The organism is Erwinia sp. STN24 (assembly GCF_041320675.1).
GTDB lineage: Bacteria > Pseudomonadota > Gammaproteobacteria > Enterobacterales > Enterobacteriaceae > Erwinia > Erwinia aeris.
On record NZ_JBGGPM010000001.1, the window covers coordinates 1387027 to 1402909 of the forward strand.

Consider the following 15883-nt stretch of genomic DNA (forward strand, 5'->3'; position numbering starts at 1 on the left):
CCACCTGATGCGTTTAAAGTCATAAGAAAAAGGCCGCTAATAAGCGGCCTTCTTACGCCTGGTGTTTTCTGTCAGGCATCAACTTTGACGCGCAGCAGCCGTGGATAGATAAACAGATTTTTGCCGATGCCCCGATTAAGCAACGTCCACACGCCTACCGAACAGCCCGCGCACAGCGCCACCATTACCACCGGGAAAGCTGTCGCCCACAGCATGGAGAACGCTTTGTTAGCGAACAGCTGATGGTGTTCCGCGAACAAAATGGCGGACATGCCAAAGAATTCGATAAAGATGCGGTGCAGCACGTAAATTTGCAGCGTGTTTCTGCCCAGCCAGTTTAGCCAGCCCAGCGTAAAGTAGCGATTCAGCGTCCGGCAGGCGGCGACGGAGATTAAAACAGCGAGCGCACACAGGAACAGGCTATGGGGAATACCGAGCTTAGCGTGGATCAGCGACAGCGCTATCAGCGCGGCCCAGGGCACCAGATTGCTGCGACGCCATTCGCTCCAGCGCAGCAAAGTGCTGCTGTAAAAGGTACCCAGCAGGAAGAAGATCAGATACTGCGCGACGCTTTCCGGCCCCCAGCCTGGAATAACTTTAGTGACGGCGGCGTAATTCAGCAAAACCGCAATGGTCATCATCGCAAGCCGCTGCTCGCGGAACAGTTTAGCGAACACAAAAAACAGGCCAAGCGCATAAAGATACCAGGAGGAGCTCATCGCCAGCAGCATTAATTTAACCGACTCCAGCGGCGTGGCCGCCCAGGCCGCGTTGGTGTTTTTGGAGAGCTGTTCGCCCATCACCTCATTGGAGACGCCCCGGATCATCAGCCATTGGATCACGCCCCAAAGGAAATAGAGATAGAAAAGATTGGTAACGCGACTGGTAAAAACCTGCTTCCATGGACGGTTAATAATGCCGTTGGTCGCCAGCAGGCCAGAGACAAAGAAAAAGGCGGGCATCCTCAGCGGCGAAAGATAATTATTAAAGGCCAGCCATAATTTAGCAGGCATAAAGCCAGCAACCAGATGGCCAATCATTTCGGCATAGCCTGGCAGGACAACATGATATAAAACCACGAGTAAAATGCAGAGGCCTTTTAAACTGTTTATCCAGGCAATATCCTGCTTTTGAGTCGTATTCATTATATTACTCCGACCGTCATAAACTGGGATAACATGAGGTAGCGATACCTCCCCGTAGCCGAGATATTTAATATTATCTGGCCCTGACCGTACGCTGACAAATATATACAATGTGGCTGCTGCTGGCCCTGAATACTTAGTCATGCCCGGCATCATGCATATTCAGAACATTCCTCTTCTCGCGAAGCGAATTTACCTTACCCTGGAAATTTGCAATAAGTTAATAAATTATTCCTCTTTTAAGAGACTGACGTCTTAAGGAAATTCTCCAAAACGAAGGCGGGTAAGGGAAAGCACAGGCGGGAGAGCTGTTTACGCAGGAAGAACGGCTATTTTATAACGAAGCGGCATGAAAGATATTTAAGAAAAAGCTTATTCAGCTGGCGCGCTGAAAATTGCCGGAATTAACCGGCAATTTTACAGGGTTATTGCGAAAGAAACTTTTCCAGGAACTGACGGGTGCGCGGGTGTTCGGGATGGCTGAACAGTGCTTTTGCGCTGCCCTGCTCCACGATGCGACCCTGATCCATAAAGATGGCGCGATCGGCAACGTCACGCGCAAAGCTCATCTCATGCGTGACGATAACCATAGTGCGCTTCTCCTGCGCCAGCGCCCTGATGGTATTGAGCACTTCGCCTACCAGCTCGGGATCCAGCGCGGAGGTCGGCTCATCGAACAGGATCACCTCCGGGCGCATCGCCAGCGCACGGGCGATAGCCACGCGCTGCTGCTGGCCGCCGGAAAGCCGACGCGGATAGCTCTCTTCCCTGCCCGCCAGCCCAACCTTCTCCAGCAGCTGACGCGCACGCGCCACCGCTTCGGCTTTTGGTTCGCCTTTCACGATGGTTGGCCCTTCAATGATGTTTTCCAGCACCGAACGATGGGGAAACAGATTAAAGTTCTGGAAAACAAAGCCTACCTGCTGGCGCAGACGGCGTACCTGCTCTTTCTGACGGTTCATGCCGGCGGCGGCATCAATACGGATATTGCCCACTTTAATGGTGCCGCTGTCCGGGGTTTCCAGCAGATTGATGCTGCGCAGCAGCGTGGTTTTGCCCGAGCCGCTTGGGCCGATTATCGCCACCACTTCGCCCGAAGCGACCTCCAGATCGATATCGTGCAGCACCGTGTGGCCGTTAAATTTCTTCACCAGCCCGCTGACTTCAATGGCGCTCATTTTGCCTCCCGATCCTGGCGGTTAACGTGGTTTTCCAGCCTGCTTTGCAGCATGGAGAGTAAAGTCGCCATCACCCAGTAAATCAGCGAAGCCGCCAGATACATGGTAAAAACTTCCAGCGTGCGCGAGGTGATCAGCTGCGCCTGGCGGAACAGCTCCGGCACCTGAATGGTGGCGGCCAGCGAGGTATCTTTCACCAGGCTGATAAAGCTGTTGCCTAACGGCGGCAGCGCGGTACGGGCGGCCTGCGGCAGAATAACCCGGCGCAGCGTCTGCCAGCGCGTCATGCCGATACTGGCCGCCGCTTCCCACTGGCCGCGCTCGATGGCGGCGATAGCACCGCGCAGCGATTCGGAAGCGTAGGCCGCCGTATTCAGCGACAGGCCAATCATGGCGGAAGGGATTGGATCCAGCTCAATGCCGAACTGCGGCAGGCCGTAGTAGATCATAAACAGCTGGGCGATCAGCGGCGTGCCGCGAAATATCGACACGTAGAAACGCGACAGCCAGGCTATGGGCCAGAAGTGGGAAAGACGCATCATCGCCAGCACAAAGCCCAGCAGCAGCCCGAAGAACATGCCGCCGATGCTGAGCTGGAGGGTGAAAAGCGCGCCTTTCAGTAAAAATGGTGCTGAATCCAGCACCAGTTGTAAACTTTCCTGCATTATTTAGTTACGTCCACGCCAAACCATTTGTCGGAAATCTTAGCCAGCGAACCGTCTTTCTGCATGTCCGCAATGGCTTTATCGACCGCCGCCAGCATTTCCGGGTTGTCTTTGCGCAGCGCCACGCCCGCTTCCTGACGAGAGAAGGCCGGGCCGGCTACCGCCAGCGTTTTACCGGTTTTCTTCACCAGATCCAGCGCGGCCAGACGGTCAACCAGAATCGCATCGATACGGCCAACGCGCAGATCCTGATATTTAGTTGGATCGTCATCATAAGTACGGATATCGACGTTCTTCACGTTTTCACGCAGCCACTGCTCGTAGTTGGTGCCCAGTCCCAGCCCCACTTTTTTGCCGCTAAGATCGGCAGGCTTAGTGATGCTGTCGGCCTTATCGGCTTTGGTCAGCGCCTGGATACCGGAGACGGTATAAGGCGTAGAGAAGTCATACTTCTTTTTGCGCTCGTCGGAGATGGTGACCTGGTTGATCACCACATCGATGCGCTTTGAGTCCAGCGAGGCCAACATGCCGTCCCACTTGGTCGGTTTCAGGCTGGCCTTGACGCCCAGATGCTGTGCCAGGGCGTTGGCGAAATCGACCTCAAAACCGGCCAGTTTGCCGTTTTCGTCCTGGAAGCTGAATGGCGGATAGGTTCCTTCCAGGCCCACCAGCAGCGTGCCGCGTTCTTTTACTTTATTCAGCAGGTTTTCCGGGGCAGCAGTAGCCTTGGTGGCAACGCCAGCCACCAGCGCCAGCGACATCATTCCCGTTACCAGTTGGCGACGAACCAGAGAAAAATTCATAAGCGCTCCATGTTGAGATGCAGATTAATAGTGTGTAGTCAGCTTTCTTTCCGAAGGCCTGCGGATCACCGCAGAGGATGATAAGCAAACAGCGCCGGCGAACCACCCGTGTGAACGAACAGTAGCGGGCCTTCGCGGCGAAAACGCTTTTGTGCGATGCCGTCAATCAATCCGGCCATTACCTTGCCAGTATAGACCGGGTCCAGAAATATCCCTTCAAGCCTGGCCAACAGTTTGATCGCCTCCGTGCCCTCTTCGCTCGGCATCCCGTAGCCCGGCGCGAAATAGTCGTCCCAGAGCGTCACGGGCGCCTGCGCTGTTAGCTCAAGCTGCGCGGCGAGCGCCTGTTGAATAGCGACCACTTTAGGCTGCTGTTCAGCAACGCTGCGCGAAACGGTTACGCCAACCAGCTCGGTGTCCGGCAGCAGCTGCTCCAGTCCTACGGCGAGACCGGCATGCGTTCCGGCACTGCCGGAGGCAACAACGACAGCGGCAAAATCTACCACGCCTTCGCTCTGATGAGCAATTTCCTGAGCACATTCTACGTATCCCAGCGCGCCCAGCGCGTTGGAGCCGCCAACCGGCACCACATAAGGCCGAAAGCCCTGCGCTTCCAGCCGCGTACACTGTTCAGCCAGCTGCGCGGCGGGATCGTGCAGCGCATCGACCATCACCACTTCCACATCCATCAGATCCAGCAGCAGGCGATTGCCGTTAGTGGCGTAATTTTCAAGATGGGTAATGCCCGGATTTTCCAGCAGCGCCACGCACTTCAGGCCCAGCTTTGCGGCCACGGCGGCGGTTTGACGGACATGGTTAGACTGGATAGCGCCGGCGGTCAGCAGCACGTCCGCGCCCTGGCGCAGCGCATCCGCCGCCAGGAACTCAAGCTTGCGCAGTTTGTTGCCGCCCAGGGCTACGGGCGTGAAGTCGTCGCGTTTGATAAAAATATCGCGCCCCAGATAGTCGGAAAGACGAGGCAGATGCTCAAGCGGCGTCGGTGCGCCAAGCAGTTCCAGACGGGGAAATGAGTGTAAAAGATGTAAGGACAACGTAGCCTCCACAGCAGCAAAAAGTCATCCTTACTGTTGCGAAGGCAAGGATAACATATTGAAAAAAATGGTTTTAAGCCAATACCACACACTGACTATATAAAAAAAACCCGCTTCCAGGCGGGCTTGTATATTATAAGCTATCAGGGATCGCAAAGCGCTAACGCTCTCCTCTCAACAGTCCAGGTCCAGGTGAAAGCAAAGCGCTAACGCTCTCCTCTCAGCAGTCCGAGTCCAAGTGAAAGCAGGTATCCCAAAACAAAGAAGCCGACAAAGCCAACTGTTTTCATTACACCACCCTCCAGCAGAAACAACGACAAAAAAGCAGCTATTGAGCAAAGTCCGGTAATCATGGCCTCAAGAAAATGAGAAGCGCCCCAGCTGGCAATTTTGCCCAATTTACTTAGCGAGGATTTTGCAGAGTTCATGCTGAACCGCCTTACAAATCATTGGGCTACTGTTGATATATTTCAGATAAGGTTCAAGCGCAGGCTCGACCAAAAAATAAACCATATCAAGATTTTCATCAGATGCCAGGTTCTGATTACGCCGTCATACATCCCAGAAGGTACTGACGAGATACCCTCAACTACCCCACGGGCAATAGATTTTGCATCCATACATTTTCCCTTTCGTCCAATAAACCGTGTCAAGAATAACTAACAGGGATAGCTATTTCTATCCGTAAGGTATTTCAGCTCCTTAAAGAATAATAATTCTTTTAACGTATAGTTTTAATTTAAAAAACTAATCGCCCCTGCATATTCTCCCTCTTGAAATTTCATTCAAATTGCGAAAAACAGCAATAACTGTATTCTTTTCCGTATGTTGCATTTTATACGATACTTCCCCAATATTTTCTGGAAAAAAGTGAAACTGGCTTCAACTTTTCACTTTGCGATCGGTACAGTAGCCCTTGGGCGCGAGTTGTCAGTGCGTTGGTTGATGAATGAGTATGGCTATGCGCGTACTAAAAATTATTTTCCCGCAATGCAATGCCAAAGCAATCATACGGAAGACTAACCGCAAGCATCCCGAACCGTCAGATATTTATTGCCAGTGCTCTGACGTGGAATGCGACCACACTTTCGTGACGAATCAGTCGTTTTCGCATACGCTCAGCCCAGCGCGCGCCGGTAACGACCTGCTGAAAAAAAACTGATTGGGCTGATTACGCCGGAAGAACGGCAGATGGCGTTAGATTTGTTACAAGCCAGATAGCGGACACCCCGCAAACGCGGGGTTTTTTATGCGCTTATGCAGGCTGCAATCTGTGCAGCACTGACAGATCGATACGCTGCCGTGCACGCCATAAATCGTGATCGCGCTGCATTGCCAACCACACGTCAGCAGAACCACCCAGGACGGCTGCAAGTCTTAGCGCCATCTCAGGAGATATGTCAGACTTACTCACAATTAACCGCTGAACCGTTGAGGGTGCAACGTGCAGCGCCGATGCAAGCTGACGTGCGCTCAGCCCGAGCGATTCCATAGACTCGCGGATTAGCCCCCCAGGATGAGGGGGATTAAACATTCTGCCCATCAGTGGTAGTCCTCCATATTAATGATAAATACATCACCGTCTGTAAATTCAAAGGTTATTCGCCAGTTGCCTGTTACCGTCACAGACCAGATCCCCGCCCGATCCCCTCGCAGGGGATGCAGGTTAAAACCGGCAATATCAACGTCATCAATGATTTTAGCGTTATCCAGTGCAGACAAGCGAAACGCGATTTTGTCAGCGTTGCGTGAATCAATCCCAGCCGTTGAGCCAGTTTCAAAAAATTTCTTCAGCCCCTTATGCTTAAAACTCCTGATCACGTTAATCACTCCCTGTGTTGCGTTATGCGCATAATAACACCGCCGATGCGCGGTGCGCAACACGCATTGCTTTTAGGGAGCAATTTTCAGATGTTCAACTGATGTTGCATCAGGCATTGGTTCACAGTTGTTTAGCCCGGCGCGAATAATCGTGAGATCTACCCACTGCCAGGCATGTTCACACGGCTGGCGGAGATTAGCGAATGCTCGAGTGAGGATCCGATTAGAGGATCTGGCTCACTGCCTGTACTGATCCAGGAGATGTCATTTAGCAAAGATGAAATCGCCGCCCTGTTCAATACGCTGGCCGGTGATGCGCGCCTGGTGGCTCTGGTAGCACTCAGTGCAGTCGGGCGCCGGACAGAAGTTGTCACTTTAAAACGGTCGCAGATTGTTAACTGTCGCGTCATGTATTTGAAAACCAAAAACGGTAAACGGCGTGCGGTTCCGATTTCGGCAGAGCCAGAACACAACATGATGTCGACAGCCAGCACCAGCTTGTTTAATGTCGATTGCAGAAAATTCTGTGGGGTGCGCAAACAAATTAAACCCGATATCCCGCCAGGCCAATCACTCCACATATTGCGGCATATATTTACTGGTCACGTCATGATGAACGAGGGAAATATCATGTTTTACAGCAAATGTGTGGGCTCGCAAGCATAGCGCTGACGATGAGTTATGCGCATATAGCTTTGAGATCGGGAAAATACCATCGCGCTGGGGCCGTTGGCTGGCAGATTAACAGTTCAGGACTGCTGATACTGTAAATTCAGGGCAGCGATATTGCGCTGCCCTGATGTCCACGTCATGCCCACATTCAGACATGTCAGAAACCGTTACAAACCGCTGTAACTTTTTCAGAGGTATATTTTTTATAAGTTTATCTTGTAAGCCTTTACTTAACCAATCCCTTAACAACGCAGGAAAAGTTATTACAGTTTTACAAAACATAGCTAAAAGGTAACGTAAAAGAGGCTGTCGTCCCAATCTAATTGCGCTGCCAGCCTAAAAACTGATCGTATTTGCGCAGGGCGATGCGGTAATTATTGTTGCCCGCATCGGGAAGATCGTTTTCCAGACATTCGTGCCAGCTGTTGCCGGCCAGTCTTTCCGCCGGAAAATTACGGGCCGACAGCATCCCGTCAAGGCGACGCAGGCGAACAACATATTCGCGGATCGTGCTGTGGCTCATCTCGGTCTGCTCAAACAGATACTGTTTAAACGCCATGATGTCAAAATAGGTAGGATTCGTATTGCAGTAAATATCACTGCAAAAACGACACAGCGCGGTCAGCTCAAGCTGGAGCTTTGACCAGACCTGGTCGTCAATCGGCTGGTCCATGCGGGCGATCGCCTCTTTATTGATGATCTGCCCGCGGAAAACCAACGCCATACGGTCGAGAACTTTACTACAGTGTGAACAGTTAGTCTGGCTGTGCTTAAAATCTTTCAAATAGCGGCTCAGCGGCCTCATTTTAATTTTGGATCCCATTTGGAGTCCCCGGTTGGTGTTGAGAGTGCAAAACTGACTCCGTCAGCGCGCTCCCGTTAACCGGGCGCGCAGGCGTTTTATCGCCTGACTGTGCAGCTGGCTGACACGGGATTCCCCGACCTCCAGCACTGCGCCAATCTCTTTCAGATTCAGCTCTTCCTGGTAATAAAGCGTCAGCACCATTTTTTCGCGTTCGGGCAGCGCCTCGATCGCTTCAATGACGCGTTCGCGCAGATTCCCTTCCATTAACTGGTGTAGCGGGTTAGCCTCTTCGTGGCCTTCCGTCACCAGCTCCGCGCTGTCGCCATGTTCCTCACGATATTCGTCGTAAGAGAACAGCTGGCTATTATTGGTATCCAGCAGGATCTGCCGGTACTCTTCTAATGACACGTCAAGCTGTGCCGCGACTTCCTGCTCGCTGGCCGGCCTTCCAAGACTTTGTTCGACGCGATGCATGGCGGTGGCGACTTCGCGCGCGTTACGACGCACGCTGCGAGGCGCCCAGTCACGGCTACGTAATTCATCCAGCATCGCGCCACGTATGCGCTGTACGGCATAGGTAGTAAATGCCGTGCCCTGCAGCGCATCGTAACGTTCGACGGCATTCAGCAGCCCAATGCCACCCGCCTGCAGGAGGTCGTCCAGTTCAACACTGGCTGGCAACCTGACCTGTAAGCGCAGCGCCTCATGACGCACCAGCGGCACATAGCGCTGCCACAGCGAGTTTTTATCCATCACGCCACCGACGGTATATAGATCGTTCACTATGACTATCCTGCGTTAGTTAAGTTATCGGCATGATTATCTGTTTCTGTAGTGCGGATTGATTGGAGGAATAGCGGTAAAAAAGGCGGGTTATTTCATTTTTGTGGAAAAAAGCGGCGTCGGGCACCGCTTTTTACGGAAAGCTAACGCAACCTTAGCAGTCTCTGCCGTGTCGCTGTGGGCACCTGCTCCCATAATGCACAGGTTTTACCGGCAAGATCCTGATAAGCAGAGCTTAACTCTTCATCGGCTGGCAGGCTGTGTCGAAAAGAGATCCTGCCCGTCTCGCCATCAATCAACAGCAGATGGCTGGCGAACAGCCGTTGCAGGTCGCTACGCAGAAAAAGCCCGTTATCCACGTTATTGTCTTTCAGAAAACCGCTTTCGTTCTCTTCCGTCACAATATGGCAGGCCTCTACCCACGGGTAGCTGGCATTTTCATGCACTTTGGTGCCGGTGATCACGCAGGCGCCGTAGCGTTCACGCACCGCCGTGCTGAAAGACTGCTGGCTGATGCGCTGCCAGAGACGCGCTTTGACGCGGCGCCCTACCTGCGTGCCGGGCATTACGCCTGCCGTAGGCGGCAGCAGCGGCGAGCTGAGCACCACCAGGAACTGGAGCTGTCTCGCATATTCAAAACAGGGCCGCGTCTGGCTGTCGTACAGCTGCCAGTACTCGTCTTCCTCATCGGTGCGCAGCAGGCTGAGCGTAAAACCACGCTGTGCCATCAGGCTTTGCGCCATAATCGAGGCCGGATCCAGCATCGCCACCACCTTGCTCTCGCCCATCACCTTCCAGACGTTCCACGGCGCGGGTGCGGGCGGGCGACGAAAATAGAGAAAGCTCTCCTGTTTTTGCAGGTAGTGCTCAAAGCGCTGCAAATAGTTTTTACGTTCGTTGTCGTTAGAGATAAAAAGCACATCCTCCAGCGCGCCGTGGATATCCCTGCTGGCGAAAATCGCCCGGATAATCCAGTTCTTGCTGGAGGTAGAAGGACTGAGTAATCCATGAGGGGTTAGCGATTTATCCTCAGGGTATTTCTGGCCGTAGCGTTCGGCAATTTCATCGAACGGCAACAGTTCGCCAGGCAGCAGGTCGTAATTGAAGCGCATGTCACACTCCGCAAGAGGATCAAAATGAATTGTTATAAAAAAGAGTTATCGGCCTGGCGCATTTTTTCTCCAGTGCCGCAAGGGCAAAACCTGAGTGTGATAACAAAATAAGCGGCTTTTGGATACGGGCCAGACGGCAAGTTTCAGGCAAAAAAAACAGGCGAGATAAAAAGACACGCTTCGCCAGAAAAGCGAAGCTTGTCAGAGAAGCAGAAGTGAATAAAGCAGAAAACGGTTAGCTAACCAGGCTGGCGCTAATGGCATAACGCTTTTTCAGCGTAGCCAGCTCTTTTTTCAATGCCTCGGTCGATACCGCAGGAATTTTCGGCGGCAGGCAGCCATGCTTTTCCTGGAAGTACGTTGCGGCGACCAGGCTTATGGCCCGGGAAGAGAGCTTGCCGGAAATCGTTGACTGCTGCGGGCTCCAGCCTTCATCGCCCAGATACTGGCCTGAATTATCCAAATCCGGGAAATAGTGATAGGACGGATGCAGTCCCGCTTTAATAACGGCATAGGTGTGGTCGAGATGCTCCACGGCGTTATAGTAAATTTCATCCATCAGCCCGACTTTTTCCAGGCAGGCTCTGGAGTAATAGCAGAATGCGCCCACGCAGGCCGGATACAGCGGCATAACAAAATCGCCGTAATCCATAATATAGCAAGGACGCGGCGTACCGTCCGGCTGCACATTTTTATCGCCATGCTGGCTAAAATTAAAATGTTGAATGCCGGTGCGGGCAGATAATTCGATATAACGGGCAAAAACGGACGGATCCTTAACGAAAATATCATCTTCGATCAGAAAGAAATGGTCGACTTCCTGAGCCTGAAGATAGCGCAGCGCAATATTTTTGCTGCGGCCAACGCCCTGATTCACTTCGTTATGGTGAAGATGGCAATCCAGCTCGCCGAGTTCGGGATAATAAGCGCCGTCGTTAACCACGACTAACGCGTCGATAATATCGCGAGGCAGCGACTGATAAAGTTTTATCAGTCCGGCTTTGCGATTATAGGTCACGATGCCTACGCCAATTTTTTTTCCGCCAATCATCCTGCCCCCTTGCGAGCCGTACTTTTTAATTAGAGCGGGCTGACCAGGCGCTCCCGGTCAGCCATAAAAATCACCTGAAACTAGCCTCGCGGCAGCCAGGCGTTCTGCCAGTCCGTCAGGCCTTCGTCACGCAGCATCCAGTCGCGGAATACGCCGGCGCGCAGCGCGTCGCCCCTGGCCGCCAGCGCGTCCATATCGGCCAGATGTTCGCGAATGGCGTTCATCCAGTCTTTGTAGCGGTTGGTTACGCGGGTGACCGGCAGATCGCAGCGGTAAGGCTCAATATCGGTACAGATCACCGGCACACCGCAGGCGCCAAGCTCCAGCAGACGCAGGTTACTTTTACACTCGTTAAAGAAGTTCATCTCCAGCGGCACCAGCGCCAAATCCAGGTTCAGCGTCGCCAGCTTTTCGGGATAAAACTCGAACGGCACGCCGTAGTGGAATTCGCACTTCACGTTCTGCGGCTTCATGCCCATAAAGACCCACTCGACCTCGTTCTCCAGCTCTTTCATAAAGGGCAGAAGGATTTCCAGGTCGCCGGTATGGCTGCTGCCGCCCGCCCAGCCGACGCGCGGCTTTTTCCCCTGACGACGCAGGCTGTTAAGCGCGGCCCACTGATCGTCCAGGCGGTTCTGCGCCACGCGAATATCGTGATGGAACGGCGCATAGGCTTCGGCCAGCGGCACGGTGGAGACCACCAGCCAGTCCGCCTGCTCTACCGAACGGCGCAGCTGGCGCACGATATCCTTCGGCAGCTGCTTGCGGAAGACGCTTTTCAGCGGCAGGTTTGGAATGTAGTCATCGTATTCCATAATGATTTTGGTATTGCTGACCTGACGATACTGCTTCACGCGCTCGGGGATGGAGACGTCGGTCACCAGCTCCAGCAGCAGCGTATCGGGCTGTATTTCCGCCACCTCCATCACCGCAGGCAGGCCGTGCGTCAGGCCGCCTTCCAGTATCAGATTGCCTTCCAGCGCCTTGAACGGCTTGATCACGCGATAGTTGCCGCAGCCGGTCAGGTTTTTATGACAGGCCATCATTACCGGCAGCGGTCGGCCCGGCAGCGGCTGCTGATAGCGCGACTGACGCGTGCCCAGCTGGAAGTTGCCGCCAACCTTGGTGAGCTGACGGTTATAGCTGACATCCACGCTGAGCTGCCCGCGCCATTTTTCACGCAGCGTATCAAACATCTCCGGCCCGACATGGGACGCAATGCCGACTTCTTCGCCCAGCACGCGGGTTGCGCCGCCCATATGCAGCAGACGCGCATAAGGCGTCCATACGGTGAGATAGCCGCTGGCACGCGCCTTCAGCGCAAAATCCACGTCGCCCAGGTAGACCGGGAACTCATCGACGCTGAAGCCGCCCAGCTCGACAAAGACCTCTTTCGGCACCATCATGCAGGCCGCGCTGACGGCGGTCACGTTCAGGATCGATTGCAGGCGCTGCATATAGCCGGTGTTATCCACGCTGACGCCGTCGTAAACCGGCGAGACGCCGAGGCCCACGCCCGCGACGATGCCGGCATGCTGGATGCGCCCGTCGTGGTATTCCAGCCGCGCGCCCACAATGCCCACTTCGGGACGCGTGGCGTGTTCGACCATCGCCGACAGCCACTCGCCCTCGACGATTTCGGTATCGTTATTTAAAAACAGCAGCAGATCGCCGCGCGCCTGCTCGGCGGCAAAATTATTGATCGCGGAGAAGCTGAACGCCTGCGGCCAGCGCAGCACGCGCAGCTGAGCGATATTCAGCGCCTCAAGCTGCGCCAGATAGTCACAGGTCGCCTCGTCCTGAGAATTGTTGTCCACGATCAGCAGTTCATAATGTGGCCACTGCGTTTTTTCCATCAGGCTTTCGATGCAGCGGCGCAGCAGCGGCAGGCGATCGCGCGTCGGGATGACAATGGAAACCAGCGGCTGCTGCTGATGAGTAAAGCGTACGCGATGCAACCCCGGTAGCAGGCCCGGCTCGACCACGGCGGGCAGATTGCAGCGCGCCAGATGCGCAGCGGTCACGGCCGCGCTTTCCGCCACGATTTCCGGCAGCTGTAGCCAGCTTTCCGCCGTTTCCGGCACCAGCATCAGCGCGTCGGCGATATGGCCGATGGACTGCGCGCCGCGGGTTTCAATAAATTTCCACGCCAGATCGATGCCGCCCAGGCGCGTAAAACCAGCGTCGAAACCGCCCGCCTCACGCGCGGCCGCGACGTTAATCAGCATCTGTTCGCCAATATAGGGCTGGCTGCGCAGTAGATCGATATTCAGATCGGGTTTAAACAGGCTTTCGGCGGCCAGCAGGGTTTCGCCCGTGACGCTGTCGCAGTACCAGAGCGCGGCGTCAGGCTGGCGCAGACGGTGCTCGGCAAAGACCAGCAGCGCCCACGGCATCAGCTCGCTGCCGGCGGTGACCAGCAGCAAGGAATCGGCCTGCGTCTGGCTGAACAGCCCGGCCAGCTGCTGGCTGTCGCGCACTTTTTCCACCAGGGCCGGCTGTAGATACTGAGCCTCCAGCGAGGCAAGCGTCTTCTCAACCGCGGCGCTGTCGCCGTGCGGATCGAGGATCGCCAGGCCGATATTGCCGGTTTCCGGCATCTGGTTAATAAAGGAGAGCAGCACGCTGATGCGCGCTTCGGAAGGCTGGCGCGTTTTCAGCCAGCTTTCCAGCACGCGGGATTTTTCGGCGTCGTCGGCAATCACCTTGCGGTGCAGCGTCAGGCTGGCGGCTTCGGCTTCGGTAACCTGCAGCCTGTCCGCTTTCGGCAAGCGGGCCAGCACGGCTTCGATCTGCGCGCTGAGCGACCACTGCCGGAAAGCTTCTTCGCGGAAGTCCTGCGTCCACTGCCAGGCATCGGCATAAGGCTCAACGATATCCTGTACCCACTCTTCAGGGCTTTGATGCGGTGCACTGCCGTAATCGGCAAGGAAATGCGCATCCAGCCCCGCTTCCAGCGTTTCGCCGTTTACATAGCCCGCGCCGGAAACCGTATCGGTAAGATAAACAGGGACACCGGCAGCCAGCGCCTGGACCACCGGACGAGTCTGTGCCATCACCAGCTGATAGGTGGAAAGGAACTCAGGCGTCAGCTCAACCTCGCGACGTCGGGCGTTGATATGGTCAAGGCTGATGCCCTTCGCGGCCAGCAGCGTCCGCAGCTCGCCAATGGCGTCATTTTGTTCTTCAGAGATCAGCAAAATGCGCGACAGCGGCGGCATAGCCTGCGGCTGTACCTGAGCGAAGCTGTCGCTAACGGAAAGAGGAAATATATGGAGTTTGCGTTGATCGATGCCTTTCAGCGCGAGTTTCGCATAGGAGATGGCGGAAACGGCCAGGCTGTAGGCCGCCAGTTTGTTTTCCAGCGCCGCGCCATAGGGCAGGTCCTGGTCCGCATAGGCGTAGTAGTGCTGAAAAACGCAAACGCCAGATATTTCGCCTTTCTGCAGAGCCGAGATCATTTTCAGACTCATGTAGCCCTGGCAAATCCAGATCAAATCGTAGTGGGCCGCCAGCGGATGCTCATCTTCCATAAAGCACTGTACGTTGCCGCTTTGCTGCAACGCCCTCAGCCGCCGTAAATAGGTGCCTTCCACCAGCCGCGTGACCAGGTCAATCTGCCAGCCCTGCGCGTGAAAATGCTCGACCACATCCATCAGGGTCGTTTCTGTATCAGTTAACCGGTTAAGTTGATCAATAGTAATTAAAAGACGATTCATACTTTTTCTCCGCGCCATCTTATGTGGGCAAGACAGAAAAAACCCGGCCGTAGCCGGGTCGACGAAACGTGTCGTGCGAGATTACTGCAGCAGAGACAGAACGCCCTGTGGAACCTGGTTGGCTTTTGACAGCACGGAGGTACCAGCCTGCTGAAGGATCTGCGCCTTCGACATGTTAGAAACTTCAGTTGCGTAGTCAGCATCCTGGATACGTGACTGTGACGCGGTCAGGTTGGTCACAGAGGTGTTCAGGTTGTTGATGGTGGATTCAAAACGGTTCTGAATCGCACCCAGGCCGCTACGTGCGGTATCGACGCTCTTGATACGCGCGTCCAGGTCAGACAGGTTGTCGGTGGTCACGTTGAACGTTGCGCCCAGGCCAGAAGTCTGGAAGCCAGCGCCTGACAGGTCGATGTTGATGACGTTAGCGTCGGTTGCGTCGTTGGCGCCAACCTGGATTTTTACGCTGCCGGTCGTATCAAAGATCGCCGTGCCGTTGAAGGTAGAAGCTTTACCGATACGGTTGATTTCAGACAGACGCGCGTCAACTTCTTTCTGGATTGAGTCGATGTCGTCGGCGCTGTTGGTGCCGTTTTTCGCCTGAACAGTCAGTTCACGGATACGCTGTAAGTTGGTGTTCATCTCGTTCAGAGAGCCTTCAGCCGTCTGAGTCAGAGAGATACCGTCGTTGGCGTTACGTGCCGCCTGAGTCAGACCTTTGATCTGAGAGTTCATGCGGTTAGCAATAGCTTCACCCGCGGCGTCGTCTTTTGCGCTGTTGATACGCAGACCGGAAGAAAGACGCTCGATAGCGGTGCTCAGAGAAGCCTGTGATTTGTTCAGGTTGTTCTGAGTAGTCAGCGACATGATGTTAGTGTTAATAACGGACATAATAGTTTCCTTCAAAATCAGTTAGTTTGTTAGGCTGAGCTTTTAACGCTCACGGCGTCTGCCACCGTTACTGAAGTTATCGGTTGGGTTAATCTGAACTTTAGAAAAAAAGTGAAAAACCCATTAGCCCGTTGAATCAACATTAAAAATCGTGACTATTCTACCCTTCCCAACCGCCGTTTCGCG

The 15883-nt window shown here is 54.3% G+C and carries 15 protein-coding genes and 1 pseudogene; 2 read left to right on the forward strand and 14 right to left on the reverse strand.

The window, feature by feature from the left end:
* Nucleotides 1-71 precede the first annotated feature (71 nt).
* The 6 genes from ACA373_RS06675 to ACA373_RS06700 form a co-directional block, all read right to left on the reverse strand.
* A complete protein-coding gene (locus tag ACA373_RS06675; protein ID WP_370734245.1) occupies nt 72-1145 on the reverse strand; it encodes an acyltransferase family protein in 1074 nt (357 codons plus the stop codon).
* A gap of 425 nt (nt 1146-1570) precedes the next feature.
* Nucleotides 1571-2323 carry an L-cystine ABC transporter ATP-binding protein TcyN gene (tcyN, locus tag ACA373_RS06680; RefSeq protein WP_253460538.1) on the reverse strand — a complete coding sequence of 251 codons (753 nt, stop codon included), beginning with the start codon at nt 2321-2323 and terminating at the stop codon, nt 1571-1573.
* Nucleotides 2320-2988 (reverse strand): cystine ABC transporter permease, encoded by a 669-nt coding sequence (gene tcyL, locus ACA373_RS06685; protein WP_253460535.1) that lies wholly within the window; start codon nt 2986-2988, stop codon nt 2320-2322. Before tcyL ends, tcyN begins: the two co-directional genes overlap by 4 nt.
* Nucleotides 2988-3791 carry a cystine ABC transporter substrate-binding protein gene (tcyJ, locus tag ACA373_RS06690; protein ID WP_125290927.1) on the reverse strand — a complete coding sequence of 268 codons (804 nt, stop codon included), beginning with the start codon at nt 3789-3791 and terminating at the stop codon, nt 2988-2990. Before tcyJ ends, tcyL begins: the two co-directional genes overlap by 1 nt.
* 65 nt (nt 3792-3856) lie before the next feature.
* Nucleotides 3857-4843 (reverse strand): D-cysteine desulfhydrase, encoded by a 987-nt coding sequence (locus ACA373_RS06695; protein ID WP_253460532.1) that lies wholly within the window; start codon nt 4841-4843, stop codon nt 3857-3859.
* Nucleotides 4844-5049: 206 nt separating this feature from the next.
* Complete coding sequence (locus ACA373_RS06700; RefSeq protein WP_301253397.1) at nt 5050-5271, reverse strand: hypothetical protein; 222 nt, start codon at nt 5269-5271, stop codon at nt 5050-5052.
* 533 nt (nt 5272-5804) lie between these two features.
* Between ACA373_RS06700 and ACA373_RS06705 the strand changes: the two are divergent.
* A pseudogene (locus ACA373_RS06705) lies at nt 5805-6064 on the forward strand (ogr/Delta-like zinc finger family protein).
* Nucleotides 6065-6098: 34 nt separating this feature from the next.
* Here the strand turns inward: ACA373_RS06705 and ACA373_RS06710 are convergent.
* Together ACA373_RS06710 and ACA373_RS06715 are read right to left on the reverse strand one after the other, a co-directional pair.
* Entirely contained in the window at nt 6099-6386 is a 288-nt protein-coding gene (locus ACA373_RS06710; RefSeq protein ID WP_253460526.1) for a HigA family addiction module antitoxin, read from the reverse strand.
* Nucleotides 6386-6664 carry a type II toxin-antitoxin system RelE/ParE family toxin gene (locus ACA373_RS06715; protein WP_253460523.1) on the reverse strand — a complete coding sequence of 93 codons (279 nt, stop codon included), beginning with the start codon at nt 6662-6664 and terminating at the stop codon, nt 6386-6388. Before ACA373_RS06715 ends, ACA373_RS06710 begins: the two co-directional genes overlap by 1 nt.
* 261 nt (nt 6665-6925) lie before the next feature.
* Between ACA373_RS06715 and ACA373_RS06720 the strand changes: the two genes are divergently transcribed.
* On the forward strand, nt 6926-7330 hold the full coding sequence (locus ACA373_RS06720; protein WP_301253398.1) for a hypothetical protein: 405 nt from the start codon (nt 6926-6928) through the stop codon (nt 7328-7330).
* 325 nt (nt 7331-7655) lie between these two features.
* Here the strand turns inward: ACA373_RS06720 and fliZ are convergent, their stop codons facing one another.
* The 6 genes from fliZ to ACA373_RS06750 all read right to left on the reverse strand — a co-directional run bounded on the left by fliZ (nt 7656) and on the right by ACA373_RS06750 (nt 15697).
* Complete coding sequence (fliZ, locus tag ACA373_RS06725; protein ID WP_253460520.1) at nt 7656-8159, reverse strand: flagella biosynthesis regulatory protein FliZ; 504 nt, start codon at nt 8157-8159, stop codon at nt 7656-7658.
* 42 nt (nt 8160-8201) lie between these two features.
* Complete coding sequence (locus tag ACA373_RS06730; protein ID WP_253460517.1) at nt 8202-8924, reverse strand: RNA polymerase sigma factor FliA; 723 nt, start codon at nt 8922-8924, stop codon at nt 8202-8204.
* 143 nt (nt 8925-9067) lie between these two features.
* The gene (locus ACA373_RS06735; RefSeq protein ID WP_301729413.1) at nt 9068-10036 is read right to left on the reverse strand and encodes an HNH endonuclease signature motif containing protein; all 969 of its coding nucleotides are present in this window, start codon (nt 10034-10036) and stop codon (nt 9068-9070) included.
* Nucleotides 10037-10271: 235 nt separating this feature from the next.
* A complete protein-coding gene (locus tag ACA373_RS06740) occupies nt 10272-11087 on the reverse strand; it encodes a glycosyltransferase family 2 protein (RefSeq protein WP_301729412.1) in 816 nt (271 codons plus the stop codon).
* A gap of 80 nt (nt 11088-11167) precedes the next feature.
* A complete protein-coding gene (locus tag ACA373_RS06745) occupies nt 11168-14806 on the reverse strand; it encodes a glycosyltransferase (protein ID WP_370734246.1) in 3639 nt (1212 codons plus the stop codon).
* A gap of 81 nt (nt 14807-14887) precedes the next feature.
* Nucleotides 14888-15697 carry a flagellin gene (locus tag ACA373_RS06750; RefSeq protein ID WP_301289687.1) on the reverse strand — a complete coding sequence of 270 codons (810 nt, stop codon included), beginning with the start codon at nt 15695-15697 and terminating at the stop codon, nt 14888-14890.
* Nucleotides 15698-15883 lie beyond the last annotated feature (186 nt).

Excerpts from the sequence above, each read along its gene's own strand:
- ACA373_RS06675 (WP_370734245.1), bottom strand. The coding sequence starts at position 1,145 with ATGAATACGACTCAAAAGCAGGATATTGCCTGGATAAACAGTTTAAAA.
- tcyN (WP_253460538.1), bottom strand. The coding sequence starts at position 2,323 with ATGAGCGCCATTGAAGTCAGCGGGCTGGTGAAGAAATTTAACGGCCAC.
- tcyL (WP_253460535.1), bottom strand. The coding sequence starts at position 2,988 with ATGCAGGAAAGTTTACAACTGGTGCTGGATTCAGCACCATTTTTACTG.
- tcyJ (WP_125290927.1), bottom strand. The coding sequence starts at position 3,791 with ATGAATTTTTCTCTGGTTCGTCGCCAACTGGTAACGGGAATGATGTCG.
- ACA373_RS06700 (WP_301253397.1), bottom strand. The coding sequence starts at position 5,271 with ATGAACTCTGCAAAATCCTCGCTAAGTAAATTGGGCAAAATTGCCAGC.
- ACA373_RS06710 (WP_253460526.1), bottom strand. The coding sequence starts at position 6,386 with ATGGGCAGAATGTTTAATCCCCCTCATCCTGGGGGGCTAATCCGCGAG.
- ACA373_RS06720 (WP_301253398.1), top strand. The coding sequence starts at position 6,926 with ATGTCATTTAGCAAAGATGAAATCGCCGCCCTGTTCAATACGCTGGCC.
- fliZ (WP_253460520.1), bottom strand. The coding sequence starts at position 8,159 with ATGGGATCCAAAATTAAAATGAGGCCGCTGAGCCGCTATTTGAAAGAT.
- ACA373_RS06735 (WP_301729413.1), bottom strand. The coding sequence starts at position 10,036 with ATGCGCTTCAATTACGACCTGCTGCCTGGCGAACTGTTGCCGTTCGAT.
- ACA373_RS06740 (WP_301729412.1), bottom strand. The coding sequence starts at position 11,087 with ATGATTGGCGGAAAAAAAATTGGCGTAGGCATCGTGACCTATAATCGC.
- ACA373_RS06745 (WP_370734246.1), bottom strand. The coding sequence starts at position 14,806 with ATGAATCGTCTTTTAATTACTATTGATCAACTTAACCGGTTAACTGAT.
- ACA373_RS06750 (WP_301289687.1), bottom strand. The coding sequence starts at position 15,697 with ATGTCCGTTATTAACACTAACATCATGTCGCTGACTACTCAGAACAAC.